At 72.3% G+C, this 14,371-nt stretch carries 12 protein-coding genes; 6 read left to right on the top strand and 6 right to left on the bottom strand.

What is annotated here, in order from left to right; translation table 11 throughout:
- Together ACLF6P_RS16345 and ACLF6P_RS16350 are read left to right on the top strand one after the other, a co-directional pair.
- Nucleotides 1-1,329: TOMM precursor leader peptide-binding protein (locus ACLF6P_RS16345; RefSeq protein WP_415951062.1), on the top strand; the 1,329-nt coding region annotated here is incomplete at its 5' end.
- The gene (locus ACLF6P_RS16350; RefSeq protein ID WP_415951063.1) at nt 1,322-2,821 is read left to right on the top strand and encodes an ABC1 kinase family protein; all 1,500 of its coding nucleotides are present in this window, start codon (nt 1,322-1,324) and stop codon (nt 2,819-2,821) included. The genes ACLF6P_RS16345 and ACLF6P_RS16350, both read left to right, overlap by 8 nt.
- A gap of 31 nt (nt 2,822-2,852) precedes the next feature.
- Here ACLF6P_RS16350 and ACLF6P_RS16355 read toward each other — a convergent pair whose 3' ends face one another.
- The 5 genes from ACLF6P_RS16355 to ACLF6P_RS16375 all read right to left on the bottom strand — a co-directional run bounded on the left by ACLF6P_RS16355 (nt 2,853) and on the right by ACLF6P_RS16375 (nt 6,965).
- Nucleotides 2,853-3,053: a hypothetical protein gene (locus ACLF6P_RS16355; protein ID WP_415951064.1), complete on the bottom strand. Its 201-nt coding sequence runs from the start codon at nt 3,051-3,053 to the stop codon at nt 2,853-2,855.
- A 224-nt stretch (nt 3,054-3,277) separates the two neighbouring features.
- Complete coding sequence (locus tag ACLF6P_RS16360; RefSeq protein WP_415951065.1) at nt 3,278-3,613, bottom strand: hypothetical protein; 336 nt, start codon at nt 3,611-3,613, stop codon at nt 3,278-3,280.
- Nucleotides 3,610-3,993, bottom strand: a complete 384-nt coding sequence (locus tag ACLF6P_RS16365; protein WP_415951067.1) for a WhiB family transcriptional regulator — start codon at nt 3,991-3,993, stop codon at nt 3,610-3,612. Before ACLF6P_RS16365 ends, ACLF6P_RS16360 begins: the two co-directional genes overlap by 4 nt.
- Before the next feature lie 181 nt (nt 3,994-4,174).
- A complete protein-coding gene (locus tag ACLF6P_RS16370; RefSeq protein ID WP_415951069.1) occupies nt 4,175-4,516 on the bottom strand; it encodes a hypothetical protein in 342 nt (113 codons plus the stop codon).
- Between the two features lie 193 nt (nt 4,517-4,709).
- Nucleotides 4,710-6,965, bottom strand: coding sequence for an ATP-dependent DNA helicase UvrD2 (locus ACLF6P_RS16375; RefSeq protein ID WP_415951070.1), 2,256 nt, complete (start codon nt 6,963-6,965; stop codon nt 4,710-4,712).
- A gap of 160 nt (nt 6,966-7,125) precedes the next feature.
- Between ACLF6P_RS16375 and ACLF6P_RS16380 the strand changes: the two genes are divergently transcribed.
- From ACLF6P_RS16380 to ACLF6P_RS16395, 4 genes are all read left to right on the top strand, one after another.
- Nucleotides 7,126-7,383: a mycoredoxin gene (locus tag ACLF6P_RS16380; protein ID WP_415951071.1), complete on the top strand. Its 258-nt coding sequence runs from the start codon at nt 7,126-7,128 to the stop codon at nt 7,381-7,383.
- A 97-nt stretch (nt 7,384-7,480) separates the two neighbouring features.
- Nucleotides 7,481-8,896, top strand: a complete 1,416-nt coding sequence (locus ACLF6P_RS16385) for a dipeptidase (protein WP_415951073.1) — start codon at nt 7,481-7,483, stop codon at nt 8,894-8,896.
- A gap of 204 nt (nt 8,897-9,100) precedes the next feature.
- On the top strand, nt 9,101-10,039 hold the full coding sequence (nudC, locus tag ACLF6P_RS16390) for an NAD(+) diphosphatase (RefSeq protein WP_415951074.1): 939 nt from the start codon (nt 9,101-9,103) through the stop codon (nt 10,037-10,039).
- 121 nt (nt 10,040-10,160) lie between these two features.
- Nucleotides 10,161-10,607, top strand: a complete 447-nt coding sequence (locus ACLF6P_RS16395) for an OsmC family protein (RefSeq protein WP_415951075.1) — start codon at nt 10,161-10,163, stop codon at nt 10,605-10,607.
- A 21-nt stretch (nt 10,608-10,628) separates the two neighbouring features.
- Here ACLF6P_RS16395 and ACLF6P_RS16400 read toward each other — a convergent pair whose 3' ends face one another.
- On the bottom strand, nt 10,629-14,282 hold the full coding sequence (locus tag ACLF6P_RS16400; protein WP_415951077.1) for a UvrD-helicase domain-containing protein: 3,654 nt from the start codon (nt 14,280-14,282) through the stop codon (nt 10,629-10,631).
- Nucleotides 14,283-14,371: the final 89 nt, after the last annotated feature.

A 14,371-nucleotide genomic window follows, 5' to 3' on the forward strand; every position in this document is an offset into this window, starting at 1 on the left:
ATCTCCACCCTCCACCCGGAAAGGCCCCTCATGCACCCACGCCTGAAGCCCACCCTCCGCCGCGCCTGGCGTGACCTCAAGACCCTCCAGCTCGGAGTCACGCCCGCCCACGCCCGGACCATCGGCCCGGTCGGTGACGGTGTGGCGGGGCTGTTGCGGAAGTTCGACGGGACGCGTGGGCTGGAGTTGTTGCGGAAGGAAGCGCGGGAGTGCGGCGTGTCCGCGGAGCGGCTGGATGAGCTGCTCGCGCGGCTCGCTGCGCAGGGCCTGCTCGACGACGCGACCGCTGGGACCGGGGATCCGGACGTCGAGCGGTTGCGTGCCGGGGTCGGCGCCGGGGAGCGGCTGGCGCCCGAGGCCGCCGCGCTGTCACTGGTCGAGGAGGAGCCCGGCGGCGGGCTCCGGAAGCTTGCCGCGCGGGGGCGGATGCGGGTGCAGGTGCGCGGTGCCGGGCGGGTCGGCGCGCAGGCGGCGGCGTTGTTGTCCGCGGCCGGGGTGGGTCGGGTCGATGTGGTGGACGGCGGGTTCGTGGAGCCGGCCGATGTCACGCCCGGCGGGGTGTCCGCGGGTTCGGTCGGGGAGCGCAGGGCGGATGCCGCGCGACGGCTCGCGCGGCAGTGCGCGCCCGGGCTGCCCGCGCGCCCCCGCCCGCGGGCCGAAGGCCCGTCCCCGTGCGGCCTCTCCCCCGCGTACGACCTCGTCGTCCTCACCCCGCGCGACGGCCTCGCCGCCTACGTGCCCGATCCCGCCGAGGCCGAGGGGTTCGCCCATGCCGGGATTCCTCATCTCTATGCGGGGGTCGTCGAGGCCACCGGGTTCGTGGGGCCGCTCGTGCGGCCCGGGGAGTCCGCCTGTGCCGGGTGTATGGAGCGGTGGCGGGTCGAGGAGGACGGGGACTGGCCACGGCTGCTCGTGCAGTGGCGGTCCGGGCGGGCGGCCGCCGCGCCCGCCGGGGAGGTCACGCTCGCCGCCGCCGTCGCCGGACTCGCCGCAGGTCACGCGCTCGCCCACCTGGACGGGGGCCGCCCGGCGAGCGTCGGCCGCCGCTGGGAGGCGGAGCTCGCGTGTCTCGCCTGGCGCTCCACGCGCCTCGGCCCGCATCCCGGCTGCCCGTGCGGGGCACGAACCAGCCGTACGGACCCGCCCGGAACACCCGGTTGCCACGGGGACCGGTACCGCCTCAAAAGATCGAACGCCGCAGGGGACAATGGCCGAGGAGCCCTTCGCGTGACAGGACGCGGCGGGCGGCCAACCGCCCGGGAGGGCACAGCAGTCCGGTCTCCGGGCCGGCAGTCCGGTATCCGGATCAAAGGGGGCGCGCATGTCTGATCTTCCTCGAAAGGCGGTCACCCGGACCGCGAAGCTGGCCGCGTTGCCGCTCGGCTTCGCCGGTCGCTCCGCGTGGGGGCTCGGCAAGCGGATCGGCGGCAAGTCGGCGGAGCTGGTCGGCAAGGAGCTGCAGCAGCGCACGGCCGAGCAGCTGTTCAAGGTGCTCGGTGAGCTCAAGGGCGGGGCGATGAAGTTCGGGCAGGCACTGTCCGTCTTCGAGTCGGCGCTGCCCGAGGAGATCGCCGGGCCGTACCGCGCGGCGCTGACCAAGCTGCAGGAAGCCGCTCCCCCGATGCCGACGCACACCGTGCACGAGGTGCTCGCGGAGCGGCTCGGACAGGACTGGCGGGAGCTGTTCGAGGAGTTCGAGGACAAGCCTTCGGCGGCCGCTTCGATCGGTCAGGTGCACCGGGCGGTCTGGCATGACGGCCGTGAGGTGGCGGTCAAGGTCCAGTACCCGGGGGCGGGCGAGGCACTGCTCTCGGATCTCGCCCAGCTCAGCCGTTTCGCGCGGCTGCTCGGCCCGCTGATCCCGGGCCTGGACATCAAGCCGCTGATCGCGGAGCTGCGCGACCGGGTCTCCGAGGAGCTCGACTACGGTCTGGAGGCCGCCGCCCAGCGGACCATGGCGGAGGCGTTCGCCGGTGACCCGGATGTGCTGGTGCCCGCGGTGGTGCACCAGGCCGAGCAGGTCCTGATCACCGAGTGGATGGACGGCATACCGCTGTCGGAGATCATCGCCGAGGGTTCCCAGGAGCAGCGCGACCGTGCGGGCCAGCTCCTGACCCGCTTCCTCTTCTCGGGCCCGGCCCGCACCGGCCTCCTGCACGCCGACCCGCACCCGGGCAATTTCCGTCTCGTACCCGGTGATTCGTACGGCGAACAGGAAGATGACGGACCGGACGACGCTGCGGACGACGCTGCGGATGTCGGTACGTGGCGGCTGGGCGTCCTCGACTTCGGCACCGTCGACCGGCTGCCCGGCGGACTGCCGGAGACGATCGGTCTTGCGCTGCGGATGGCGCTGGAGGGGCAGGCCGAGGACGTCTACCGCATGCTCTGTGAGGAGGGTTTCGTCAAGGAGGACATCGAGCTCGATCCGGATGCGGTGCTCGACTATCTCCTGCCGATCATCGAGCCCGCGCTCGCCGAGTCGTACGGGTTCTCGCGCGGCTGGATGCGCAATCAGGCCACCCGGATCGGTGATCCCCGCTCCCCCGCCTACCAGTTGGGCAAGCAGCTGAATCTGCCGCCGGCGTACCTCCTGATCCACCGGGTCACGCTGAGCACCATCGGCGTGCTGTGCCAGCTGGGGGCGACGGTGCGGATGCGGGATGAACTCGAGGGCTGGCTGCCTGGGTTCGTACCGGAGGACGAGCTGTACGAGGAAGACGGGTACGAGGGAGACGGGTACGAGGAAGAGGGCTACAAGGAGCGGGCTCACCGGGACGATCCGGGTGGCGCGGCAGGAGGCCTGAGAAGCGGGGTCTGACAACGGCTTCTGAGGGGCGCGGGCCGCACGTTCACCACCAGGACGAGTCCAAGCGTCCTTCGATGGAGCGCAGATGTTCGCGTGAGCATGCCTCGCAGAAGTAGTGGCGGCGGCCGTTCTCCACGGAGCAGGTCCAGGTCGGCCGGGGCGCCTCGGCGCTCCTGCCGCAGCGGGCGCATACGAGCCGCTCGCCGCCGTTCGCCGCTTCGGCTTCCTGCGGGTCTTGGTCCACAGCGCGACGATAACCCGTATCCGTACCGACGCCGAGCGCAACGCACGGCACCCGGGGGAACGCCGCACCCGGTCAGTGCGCCGCGCCGCACCCGAGGCGGTGCGCCGGTCCCCGCACGGGGGAACACCTGACACCTGGTGCAACGCGCCGCGGGGGCCGCCCGGTTCAGGGCGGCCCCCGCGGTTCACGGAAGGGTCATTCGGCCCGGCGGCCGGACGTGGCGGTCAGTGCATGACCGCCATCGCGAGGGCGCGGCGCGCACGGAGCGAGGCGCGCTCCGCGCGGCGCTGCATCCGACGCGCCGAGATGAGGCGGAAGGCCTCGCGCTCGGAGTCGGCCTCGCGCAGTCGCTCGTGCATGTGCGCACGGGCCAGGGCTTCGGGTTGGAGTTGCATTTCGCGGGTCCTGTTCTGGCGTGAGTCGTTCACACCGGTGTGGGAGAAGTCAGTGGAGGCTGCGGAGCCGTTCGGCTCGGACGGTGCCTGGATTCGAAGGGACATGGGGGCCTGCTTCATGGGGTCGTGCGTCTGAGGGCGGTCGATGGTTCCTGCGGTGTTCATGCGACGACCGGGTTCTTGCGCGGGCGGCCACGGGGCCGCTTCCGGGCGACGACGACGCCCTGCACGAACAGCTCGCCACCCCAGACGCCCCAGGGCTCACGCCGCTCCTTGGCGCCGGCGAGGCAGGCCTCGACGAGCGGGCAGGTGCGGCAGAGGGACTTGGCGTACTCGACGTCCGCCGGCGACTCGGCGAAGAAGACCTCCGGGTCGAAGGAGCGGCAGGGGACGGGAGCGCCGAGGTTCTCGATGGCGTCATCGAGGGCGGTGAGCGCGGTCAGTGCGGTGAGGGCGGTGGGCGGAGTCAAGGTGTTCTCCTGAAGGCCGGGCGGGGGGTACGTCTCTGAAGGCGGTACTGACGGGGCGTGCGTTTCGGTAGGCACGGTGTGTGTCTTCCCTTGGTCGAGGGCTGGTCGTTCCGGCCGGTCGGCCGGGTGGCGGCTGGTACCAGGTACTGCTTTTCCATGGCCCTTCGGCTCCGTCCGTCCTGTTCGGGGACAAACGAAAGGGCCGCGGATCCCGGGTGGGGTTCCGCGGCCCTGAAGGCGCCGGTCCGATCGTGGATCAGACTGGATCACTCCAGGGTTCGAGCCCGCGGTAGGCCCACATGTGCTGCGTCGTCTGCTTCCGGGATCCGGCACCGGCCGCTGCCGTAAAGGCATAGGCCTTCGCCTGTGCCACTACTGCTGCTTCCAGTGCCTTGGTCGGTCGCTCATTGCCGCCGAGGAGACGCTCACTGGCGAGCAGCGAGACGGAATCCACGGAGGCGATGGGGGCGGGGGCGGCCAGATGACCGGCGCGAACGCCGGACAGACCGGTGCCCTGAGCCGAGATACCGAGCGGGCAGGTGGCGACGACCGAGCGGTCAACGTCGGTCAGGTTGGTGCGGTTGATGATGCTGATCACTGGACTCGCCTCCTCTCGGCGTCTCGGGGCCGGTCGCGCTGTGCTGCCACAGGCGTTCGGCTCATGTGCAAGGTCTTCAAGTACAACACGGAAGGGAGGGCTTCAGGAAGATCCCGTAGCTCTCGTCTCCGTGCTTGAAGAACCTATGGCTCTTCCTCGGGCCTGCGCAAACTATTTTTTCGACGATTTTTTCTCAGCCACCGTCATCCGCCTCTCCGGCTCCCGTCGCAGGCTCCTCACCTGCACAAATGGCGAGAACATCGGCGCCGTAGCGGTCAAGTTTTCTTCGGCCGACCCCGGGGATGCGCGCGAGCTCCTGCGCATCGTCCGGAATGTTCTCCGCGATCGCTATGAGCGTCTTGTCCGTGAAGACGCAGTACGCGGGCTGGCCGATGTCACGGGCGGCGTCCGCGCGCCAGTCGCGGAGCCGCTCGTAGAGCCCCTCGTCCATGTCGGAGGGGCAGTCCTCGCAGCGCATCAGCTTCAGTTCACCGGCGTCGGTGAGGGTGCGCCGGCAGACCCGGCAGTGGACGGGGCCGCGTGGTTTGCGGGCCGGGCCGCGGGCGGCGCGTTCGACGAAGGAGCCGCCCGCTCCCCCGCTGCGGCGCGGCGCGCCGCCTCCGGAGCCGGGCCGCAGCCCGTCGAGGAAGCTGCTCGGCCGGCGGTTCGCCCGGCCGCCCGGCGAGCGGGCCAGCGCCCAGGAAAGGGAGAGGTGCTTGCGGGCGCGGGTGACGCCCACGTACAGGAGACGGCGCTCCTCCTCGACCTGTTCGTCGGTGGTGGCGTACGCGATGGGGAGCATGCCCTCGGTGAGGCCGACCAGGAAGACGGCGTCCCACTCCAGGCCCTTCGCGGCGTGCAGGGAGGCGAGGGTGACGCCCTGGACGGTGGGGGCGTGCTGGGCGGCGGCGCGTTCGTCGAGCTCGGCCACCAGGTCGGCGAGGGTTGCCTGCGGCTTGGCCGCGGCGAAGTCCTCGGCGAGGCGGACGAGGGCGGCCAGCGATTCCCAGCGGTCACGGACGGCGCCCGATCCGGCGGGTGCCTGGCTGGTCCAGCCCTTCGTGGACAGGACGGCCCGCACCTGCGAGGGCAGGTCGACGGCGTCGTCGAGCAGGGCGTCGTTGGCGCCGAAGCGGGCCGCTCCGCGCAGGGCGGCGCCTGCCTCGCGTACCTCCTGGCGTTCGAAGAAGCGCTCGGCGCCGCGCAGCTGGTAGGGGATGGAGGCATCGGCGAGCGCCTGCTCGTACAGCTCGGACTGCCCGTTGGTGCGGAACAGGACGGCGATCTCGCTCGCCGGGACGCCCTCGTCGAGCAGTCTGCGGATCCTGCGGGCGGTGTGCTCGGCCTGGACGGGCTCGTCGCCGTACTCCGCGTAGACCGGCTCGGGCCCCGGGTCCCGCTGGGAGACGAGTTCGAGGCGGTGTTCGGCGGCGCGGCCCTTCGCGGATGCGAGCAGTCCGTTGGCGAGGTGAACGACCTGGGGGGTGGAGCGGTAGTCGCGAATCAGCTTGACGACGGTGGCCTGCGGATGGCGCGTACGGAAGTTGAGGAGGTGATCCGGGGTCGCACCCGTGAACGAGTAGATCGTCTGGCTGGCGTCGCCGACCACGCACAGGCTGTCGCGCTCGCCGAGCCACAGGTCGAGCAGGCGCTGCTGGAGCGGGCTGACGTCCTGGTACTCGTCCACGACGAAGTGCTGGTACTGCGAGCGGACCTGTTCGGCGATGTCGTAGCGGTCCTGCAGGATCGCCACCGTGAGAAGGAGCACGTCCTCGAAGTCGATGACTGCGCGCTCCTGCTTGAGCTGCTCGTAATGCGTATAGATGCGGGCGACCTCGGCCGGGTCGCGCGGGGCCTCGCGGCCCGCCTTCACGACGGCCGCCGGATAGTCCTCGGCGACGGTCTGGGTGACCTTGCACCATTCGATCTCGCCGGTGACATCGCGCAGCTCGCCGCGGTCGAGGCGGATCCGGCAGCGCGCGGCGGCCTCCGAGACGAGCTGGGCCTTGCGTTCGACGATCCGGGGCAGGGCGCCGCCGACGGCCTTCGGCCAGAAGTACTGCAGCTGGCGCAGGGCGGCGGAGTGGAAGGTGCGCGCCTGCACCCCGCTCGCGCCGAGCTGTCGGAGGCGGCCGCGCATCTCGCCCGCCGCACGGTTGGTGAAGGTGACGGCGAGCACGCTGGCCGGCTGCAGGATCCCGGCCCGCACTCCGTAGGCGATGCGGTGGGTGATGGCGCGCGTCTTGCCCGTGCCTGCGCCCGCGAGGACGCACACCGGCCCGTGCAGGGCGGTGGCGACCGCGCGCTGCTCGGGGTCGAGCCCGTCGAGCACGGCGTCTGCGCTTCCCGGGACGTCCGGGAACAGCGGGGAGGGCGTTGCAGCTGTCACCCCGCCATGCTGCCAGGTCCGCGGAGGTGGGCGCGCCGGTTGTCCACAGGGGGTGCCCATTGGTCGTATGAGTTCGGGGCGGCGGGGCGTTTGGGTTCGGGGCGGCGGGGCGTTTGGGTTCGGGGGCGGCCGGGGGCGGGTTGCGGGAATGGCCGCCGTTTCCCGTACGTTCCCTCCAGGTGCGAGCACGCACCTGGACGGCTTAAGGAGCGCGAGAGACATGCCGGGCACTGTGACGATGTACAGCACCACGTGGTGCGGATACTGCCAGCGGCTGAAGAAGCAGCTGGACCGCGAGGGCATCGCGTACAACGAGATCAACATCGAGCACGACCCGGAGTCCGCGGCGTTCGTGGAGAAGGCGAACGGGGGCAACCAGACGGTTCCGACCGTCCAGGTGGTGCCCGCCGGCGGGCCCGAGGTCGTCATGACGAACCCGAGCCTCGCCCAGGTGAAGCAGGCGCTGGGCGCGGCCTGACCGCACCGGCTGCGGCGGCTGCGCGGCGAGGGGGTCCCGCTTAGGCGGGACCCCCTCTGCCGTGAGCCGCCGCCGCGCACCCCGATAGGCTCGGCGTATGAGCCACCCCGCCGACAACGCCGTCAGCGCAGTACGTGAAGTCCGCGAGTACATCACCCGGCACCGCGCCGCCTTCCTCGACGAACTCGCCGACTGGCTGCGCATCCCCTCCGTCTCGGCCCAGCCCGAGCACGCCGACGATGTACGCCGCAGCGCCGAATGGCTCGCCGCGAAGCTCAAGGAGACCGGTTTCCCCACCACCGAGGTGTGGGAGACGGCGGGCGCCCCCGCGGTCTTCGCCGACTGGCCGAGCGAGGACCCCGAGGCTCCGACCGTCCTGGTCTACGGCCACCACGACGTCCAGCCCGCGGCCCGCGAGGACGGCTGGGAGACCGAACCGTTCGAGCCCGTGATCAAGGGCGACCGCCTGTACGCCCGGGGTGCCGCGGACGACAAGGGCCAGGTGTTCTTCCACACCCTGGGCCTGCGCGCGCACCTCGCGAGCACTGGCCGCACCTCCCCCGCCGTGCACCTCAAGCTCCTCGTCGAGGGCGAGGAGGAGTCCGGCTCCCCGAACTTCCGCACCCTCGTCGAGCAGCACCGCGAGCGGCTCGCCGCGGATGCCGTGATCGTCTCGGACACCGGGATGTGGTCCGAGACGACGCCCACGGTGTGCACGGGGATGCGGGGCCTCGTCGAATGCGAGCTGTCGCTGAGCGGGCCCGACCAGGACATCCACTCCGGTTCCTTCGGCGGCGCCGTGCCGAATCCGGCGACCGTCGCGGGCCGTATCGTCGCCGCGCTGCACGAGTCGGACGGCAAGGTGGCCGTCCCCGGGTTCTACGACGGGATCGTCGAGCTGACCGAGCGGGAGCGGGAACTCTTCGCCGAGCTGCCCTTCGACGAGCAGGAGTGGCTGCGGACCGCCAAGTCGTACGCCACCCGGGGCGAGGCGGGCTACTCCACGTTGGAGCGGATCTGGGCCCGTCCGACCGCCGAGGTCAACGGGATCGGCGGCGGCTACCAGGGCCCCGGTGGCAAGACGGTCATTCCGTCCTCCGCCTTCCTGAAGCTCTCCTTCCGGATCGTCGCCGGCCAGAACCCGGCGCGGATCGAGGCTGCCGTCAGCCAGTGGGTCGAGGCGCAGGTGCCCGCCGGGATCCGGCACACGCTCAGCTTCAGCGGCGCGACCCGTCCCTGCCTCACGCCGCTCGACCACCCAGCGCTGCAGTCGGTCACGCGGGCCATGGGGCGTGCCTTCGGGCAGCCGGTCCGCTACACCCGCGAGGGCGGTTCGGGACCGGCGGCCGACCTCCAGGACGTCCTTGGGTCGCCCGTGTTGTTCCTGGGCATCTCCGTGCCGTCGGACGGCTGGCACGCGCCCAACGAGAAGGTCGAGCTCGACCTGCTGATGAAGGGTGTGGAGACCACCGCGTACCTCTGGACCGATCTTGCCGCCTCGCTCGGGACGTGACGCGCGGTTCGCTCGTACGGAAGCGATCTCATACGGGAGTGGCTTCCGTACAGGAGTGGCTTCCGTACGGGAACGGCCCGTACGGGAACGGCCCGTACGGGCGCGACTCCTACGGGAGTGAACAGCCCGGTTGTCGCCGCACCGCCGCCGCCCTGAGTGCCCATTCCATGAGTGCCCTTTCCATCGGGGGAGTTGGAAGTTCCTGTGACCACCTGGACCGACCGCACCGCTGACCTGCCCATCGCGCTCACCGCGCCGGGCGGGATCGACCGCGCGGCCCACCACCGCCTCGACGAGGCCTGGCTGGCCGCGGCCTGGAGCCACCCCACGACGCGGGTGTTCGTGGTCTCCGGCGGGCAGGCGCTGATCGACGACACCGCGGACGGCGGCACCGAGCTCGTGATGACCCCGGCGTTCGAGGCGCCGGCCACCGAGACGCACCGGTACTTCCTCGGCACCGACGAGGACGGGGTGAGTTACTTCGCGCTGCAGAAGGACACCCTGCCCGGGCGCATGGACCAGTCCGCGCGGGCGGCCGGTCTTCGCGAGGCCGGGCTGCTGCTCTCGGCGCGGGACGCGAGCCTGATGGTGCACGCGGTCGCCCTGGAGAACTGGCAGCGCATGCACCGCTTCTGCTCGCGCTGCGCCGAGCGGACGCAGATCGCCGCGGCCGGGCACATCCGGCGCTGCCCGGCCTGCGGGGCCGAGCACTATCCGCGGACCGACCCCGCGGTGATCATGGCGGTCACGGATGAGGCGGACCGGCTGCTGCTCGGGCGGCAGGTGCACTGGCCCGAGGGGCGCTTCTCCACGCTCGCCGGGTTCGTCGAACCCGGGGAGTCCATCGAGCAGTCGGTGCGGCGAGAGGTCTTCGAGGAGGCCGGGGTCACGGTCGGCGAGGTCGAGTACGTGGCCTCGCAGCCGTGGCCGTTCCCGTCCTCGCTGATGCTCGGCTTCATGGCGCGGGCCACGTCGCCGGAGATCACTGTGGACGGGGAGGAGATCGAGGAGGCCCGCTGGTTCTCGCGGGACGAACTGCGGGCCGCGTTCGAGTCCGGCGAGGTCATCCCGCCGTACGGGATCTCGATCGCCGCGCGCCTGGTCGAACTCTGGTACGGCAAGCCCCTGCCGACCCGAGGCTGACGCCCCACGCCCCACGGCGGGGGCTCCGCCCCCTGCACCCCGCCCACCGAGCCGTCCGACGGGCGCCCCGCCCGCAAGCCGGGCCTGGGGCGTGTTTCAGAACACGCCCTAGGCTGGCCGTATGGCTGACTATCGCGTCGAGACCGTTCGTACCGGGTATCGCACCTGGCTGGCCCGTAACGAGCGGGGGGCCGAGGTCCGGATCGGGCCCGCCGACGACGAGGCGGCGCAGCCGTGTTTCACGCCGGTCGAGCTGCTGCTCGCGGCGATGGGCGGGTGCGGGGGCATGGTCGTCGACCGCACCGGGCGTGCGGTCGAGCACGATGACCTGAGGATCGTCGTGGACTCGCTCTCCGCGCCCGAGGACGACGGACGGATCGGGAGGATCCGGGTCAGCTACGAACTCGACATCCCCGCCGAAGCCAACGGCGGCAAGGCCGCCGAGGTCTTCGCCCGGGCCGTGCGGCTCACCCACGAGCGGTTCTGCACGGTGAGCCGCACGGTGGAGCACGGCGCCCACGTCGAGGCGGTCCTGCCGGACGGGTCGGTGGGGTTCGAGGCCGGCTGAGCAGGACCGTTCGTCCGTTCGTCAGCCTTCCCCCGGCCGCGGGTCCGTGCCCAGAAGGCGTTCCAGGTCGGCGCGGCTCGGCAGCCGCTCCGGGGTGGTGACCTTTCCCGTTCGTACGAAGACGAACGCCGCCGAGACCGTCTCCAGCGGGACGTTCTGCTGTTCGGCCCACGCCAGGCGGTAGATCGCCAGCTGAAGCGGGTCGGCGGCGGCGCCGTGGCCCGTCTTCCAGTCGACGATCTCGTACGTGATGCCCTCGGCCGTCTCCGTGCGGTACACCGCGTCGATCCGGCCGCGGATCACCCGGCCCGCGAGGCCCAGCTGGAAGGGCGCCTCGATCGCGTACGGGGTGCGGTGGGCGTATGCCGTGTGTTCGAAGGCGTCCTTGAGGGCGGCGAGGTCGTGCTCGTCGGCGATCTCGGCGTCGGCGCCGGGCAGTTCGTCCGGGTCGAGGAAGGGGAGTTCGAGGGCCTCGAAGCGGGACTCGACCCAGGCGTGGAAGCGGGTGCCTCGTCGGGCCGCCGGTGCCGGGGGCCGTGGCATCGGACGGGCCAGCTCCCGGGCGAGCCCGTCGGGGTCGGAGGACAGCCGCAGCACCTGCGAGGCGCTCAGCGAACCGGGCAGCTCCACGTCCCGCACCACCTGCCGCGCCCGCTGCAGCTCGGCGGCGAGCGCGTCGAGGTCCCGGTCCCAGGAGGCGATGGTGCGCAGTTCCTCCGGGGTGTGACCACTGTGGCTGGTGTGAGTCGTATGACTCGTGTGACTCGTGTGGGCGGTATGGCGAGCGGGGCCCGCAGGGCCCGTGTGTGCGGTTCGGGCGTGGGGGACGTCCGGCTGCGGGTCGGTGGCGGGCCGCTGCGGGTCGGTCGTCGTGTGCGGCTCCGCGGAACCCGGGGGCTGCTCCCCCGGGTCCGCCACCGGTCGCTGGTGCGGCAGGTTCTCCCAGGCGTCGGGGGGCAGGTCCGCTTCCTCGTACGGCGGTTCGGCGGGGTCGAAGTACGACGGTTCGGCGGGGTCGAAGGCCTCGTCCGGGGGTTCCGGGGCCCACTCCGGGTCGAAGGCGTCGTCCGGGGGTTCCGGGGGCCACTCCGGGTCGTAGGCGGTCTCGTGGGCCTCGTCGCCGGGGACGGGGCCGGATGCCGGCGCGTCCACGGGCACCTCGCTGTCGCCCGCCGCGCGCAGCGCGTCCAGGTGGGCGAGGACCGTCGCCGCGGCCTTGCGGCGGCGGGACAGGGCCTCGTCGTCGAGGGGCAGGGGCCAGGCGTGTTCGGCCGAGGCCTCGGCCAGGGCGGGGTTCTCGGCATCGTCCGCCGGTGCCTGTGCCCAGGCCTCGATCTCGCCGTGGCCCGCCGCGCAGTGCTCGTGGAGCGCGGTGAGGAAGTCGGAGGGGCCGCGCCTGCGTTTCTGGGTGGGGCCCCACCAGTGTCCGGAGCCGAGGAGCAGGGAGCGGGGGCGGGTGAAGGTGACGTAGCCGAGGCGGAGTTCCTCGGTGCGCTGGTGTTCCTTCATGTCCTCGTGGAAGGCCTTGAGGCCGCGGCTGTCCCAGCCGCCGACTTCCGGCAGGGTCGCCGCGTCGCCGCGCAGGGCGTGCGGCAGGACCTTGGCCTGCGCCGTCCACTTCTCGCGGCCCTGCCCGGAGGGGAAGGTGCCGGTGACGAGGCCGGGGACGGCCACGACGTCCCATTCGAGGCCCTTGGACTTGTGTGCGGTGAGCACCTTGACCGTGTTCTCACCGCCGGGCAGCGCGTTGTCGAGGCCCTTCTCGTACTGCGCGGCGGTGCGCAGGAAGCCGAGGAAGGCGAGCAGCGAGGCGGAGGGCTCGGCGGCGGCGAAGGAGGCCGCTGTGTCGAGGAAGTTGGCGAGCGTCTCGCGGCGGCGGGCGGCGAGGGCGTGGGGTGAGGCGGAGAGTTCGACGTCGAGGCCGGTGACGGCGAGGACGCGGTGCAGTACGTCCATGAGCGGGTCGGCGAGCGAGCGGCGCAGTTCGCGCAGCTCGGTGGCGAGGCGGGCGAAGCGGACGCGGGCGTCCGGGGAGAACGGCAGCCCCGCGTCGGCCGTTTCGGATTCGGCGGGCTCCAGGAACGTGTCGAGTGCGTCGGCGAGCGAGATCACCTCGGCGGGGTCCGTGCCCTCGACGGCGGCGGCGAGCCGCGCGTCCGGGTCCTCGGGGTCCGCCGGGTGGTGCACGAGCAGCCGTGCGCGCCGCCCGAGCAGCGCCAGGTCGCGCGGGCCGATCCGCCAGCGCGGGCCGGTGAGCAGCCGCACGAGGGAGGCGTTGGCGCCCGGGTCCTGGAGGACTTCGCAGACGGCGACGAGGTCGGCGACCTCGGGCAGGTGCAGGAGTCCGGAGAGGCCGACGACCTCGACAGGGATGTCGCGGGCGACAAGCGCTCCCTGGATCTCCGCGAAGTCGCCTGCCGTGCGGCACAGGACGGCGATGTCCTTCGGTTCCCGGCCGGTGCGGACGAGGTGGGCGATCGAGTCCGCGAGCCATTCGAGTTCCTCGCGGTGGGTGGCGGTCAGCGCGATCCGCACCGTGCCGTCGCGCTCCGCGCCGGGTGCGGGCCGCAGCGCCTCGACGCCTTCGTGCAGCTCGCGCAGGGGTTCGGCGAGGGTGTTGGCGAGGTCGAGGAGGCGGCCTCCGCTGCGGCGGTTCTCGCTGAGGGCGAAGCGGCTCGCGGGGCGGCCGTCGGCGTGGGCGAAGTGCTCGGGGAAGTCGTCGAGGTTGGCGACGGAGGCGCCGCGCCAGCCGTAGATCGCCTGGCAGGGGTCGCCGACCGCGGTCACGGGGTGGCCGGTGCCCGCGCCGAACAGGCCGGAGAGCAGGATCCGCTGGGCCACGCTGGTGTCCTGGTACTCGTCGAGCAGCACGACCCGGAACTCGTCCCGCAGGATCGCACCGACCTCGGGCCGGGTGTCGGCGAGGCGCGCGGACAGGGCGATCTGGTCGCCGAAGTCGAGGACGTCCCTGGCGCGCTTGGCCTCGCGGTAGCGCAGCACGAGATCGGCGAGCTCGCGGCGGGCGGCGGCTGCCTCGGGGACCTTGCGCAGGGTGTCGTTGCTGAGGCTGGTGCCCTCCAGGGTGTGGAGAAGGTCACGGTCGTAGGCCTGGAGCTCTTCGGGGCGTACGAGGTGTTCGGCGAGCTCCGCGTCGAGGGCCAGCAGGTCGCTGACGAGGTCCGCGAAGGAGCGGGTCAGCGAGGGGTAGGGGCCGGGGGCCTCGCGCAGCACCTTCGCGGCGAGCTGGAAGCGGGTGGCGTCGGCGAGGAGGCGGACGGTGGGCTCGATGCCGATGCGCAGGCCGTGGTCGGTGAGGAGGCGGCCCGCGAAGGCGTGGTACGTGGAGATGACGGGCTCGCCCGGGGGGTTCTCCAGGTTCTCGGGGGCCTCCGGGTCGGTGATGCCGGCCTTGACCAGGGCGGTGCGGACGCGTTCGGCGAGTTCGCCGGCCGCCTTGTTGGTGAAGGTGAGGCCGAGGACCTGCTCGGGCGCGACCTGGCCGGTGCCCACCAGCCAGACCACACGGGCCGCCATCACCGTGGTCTTCCCGGAGCCGGCTCCGGCCACGATCACCTGCGGGGCGGGCGGTGCGGTGATGCAGGCCGTCTGCTCCGGGGTGAACGGGATCCCGAGCAGCTCCTTGAGCTGGTCGGGGTGGGTGAGTCTTGCGGGCACGTGTCGAGGCTACTGGGGTGGTCGGACATTCGGGTTCGGGCGGGGTTCAGGGGGCAACCCCGAGCTCGGGTCCAGGGGGTTTCCCCGAG

The organism is Streptomyces lothianensis (assembly GCF_047779955.1).
Classification (GTDB): Bacteria; Actinomycetota; Actinomycetes; order Streptomycetales; family Streptomycetaceae; genus Streptomyces.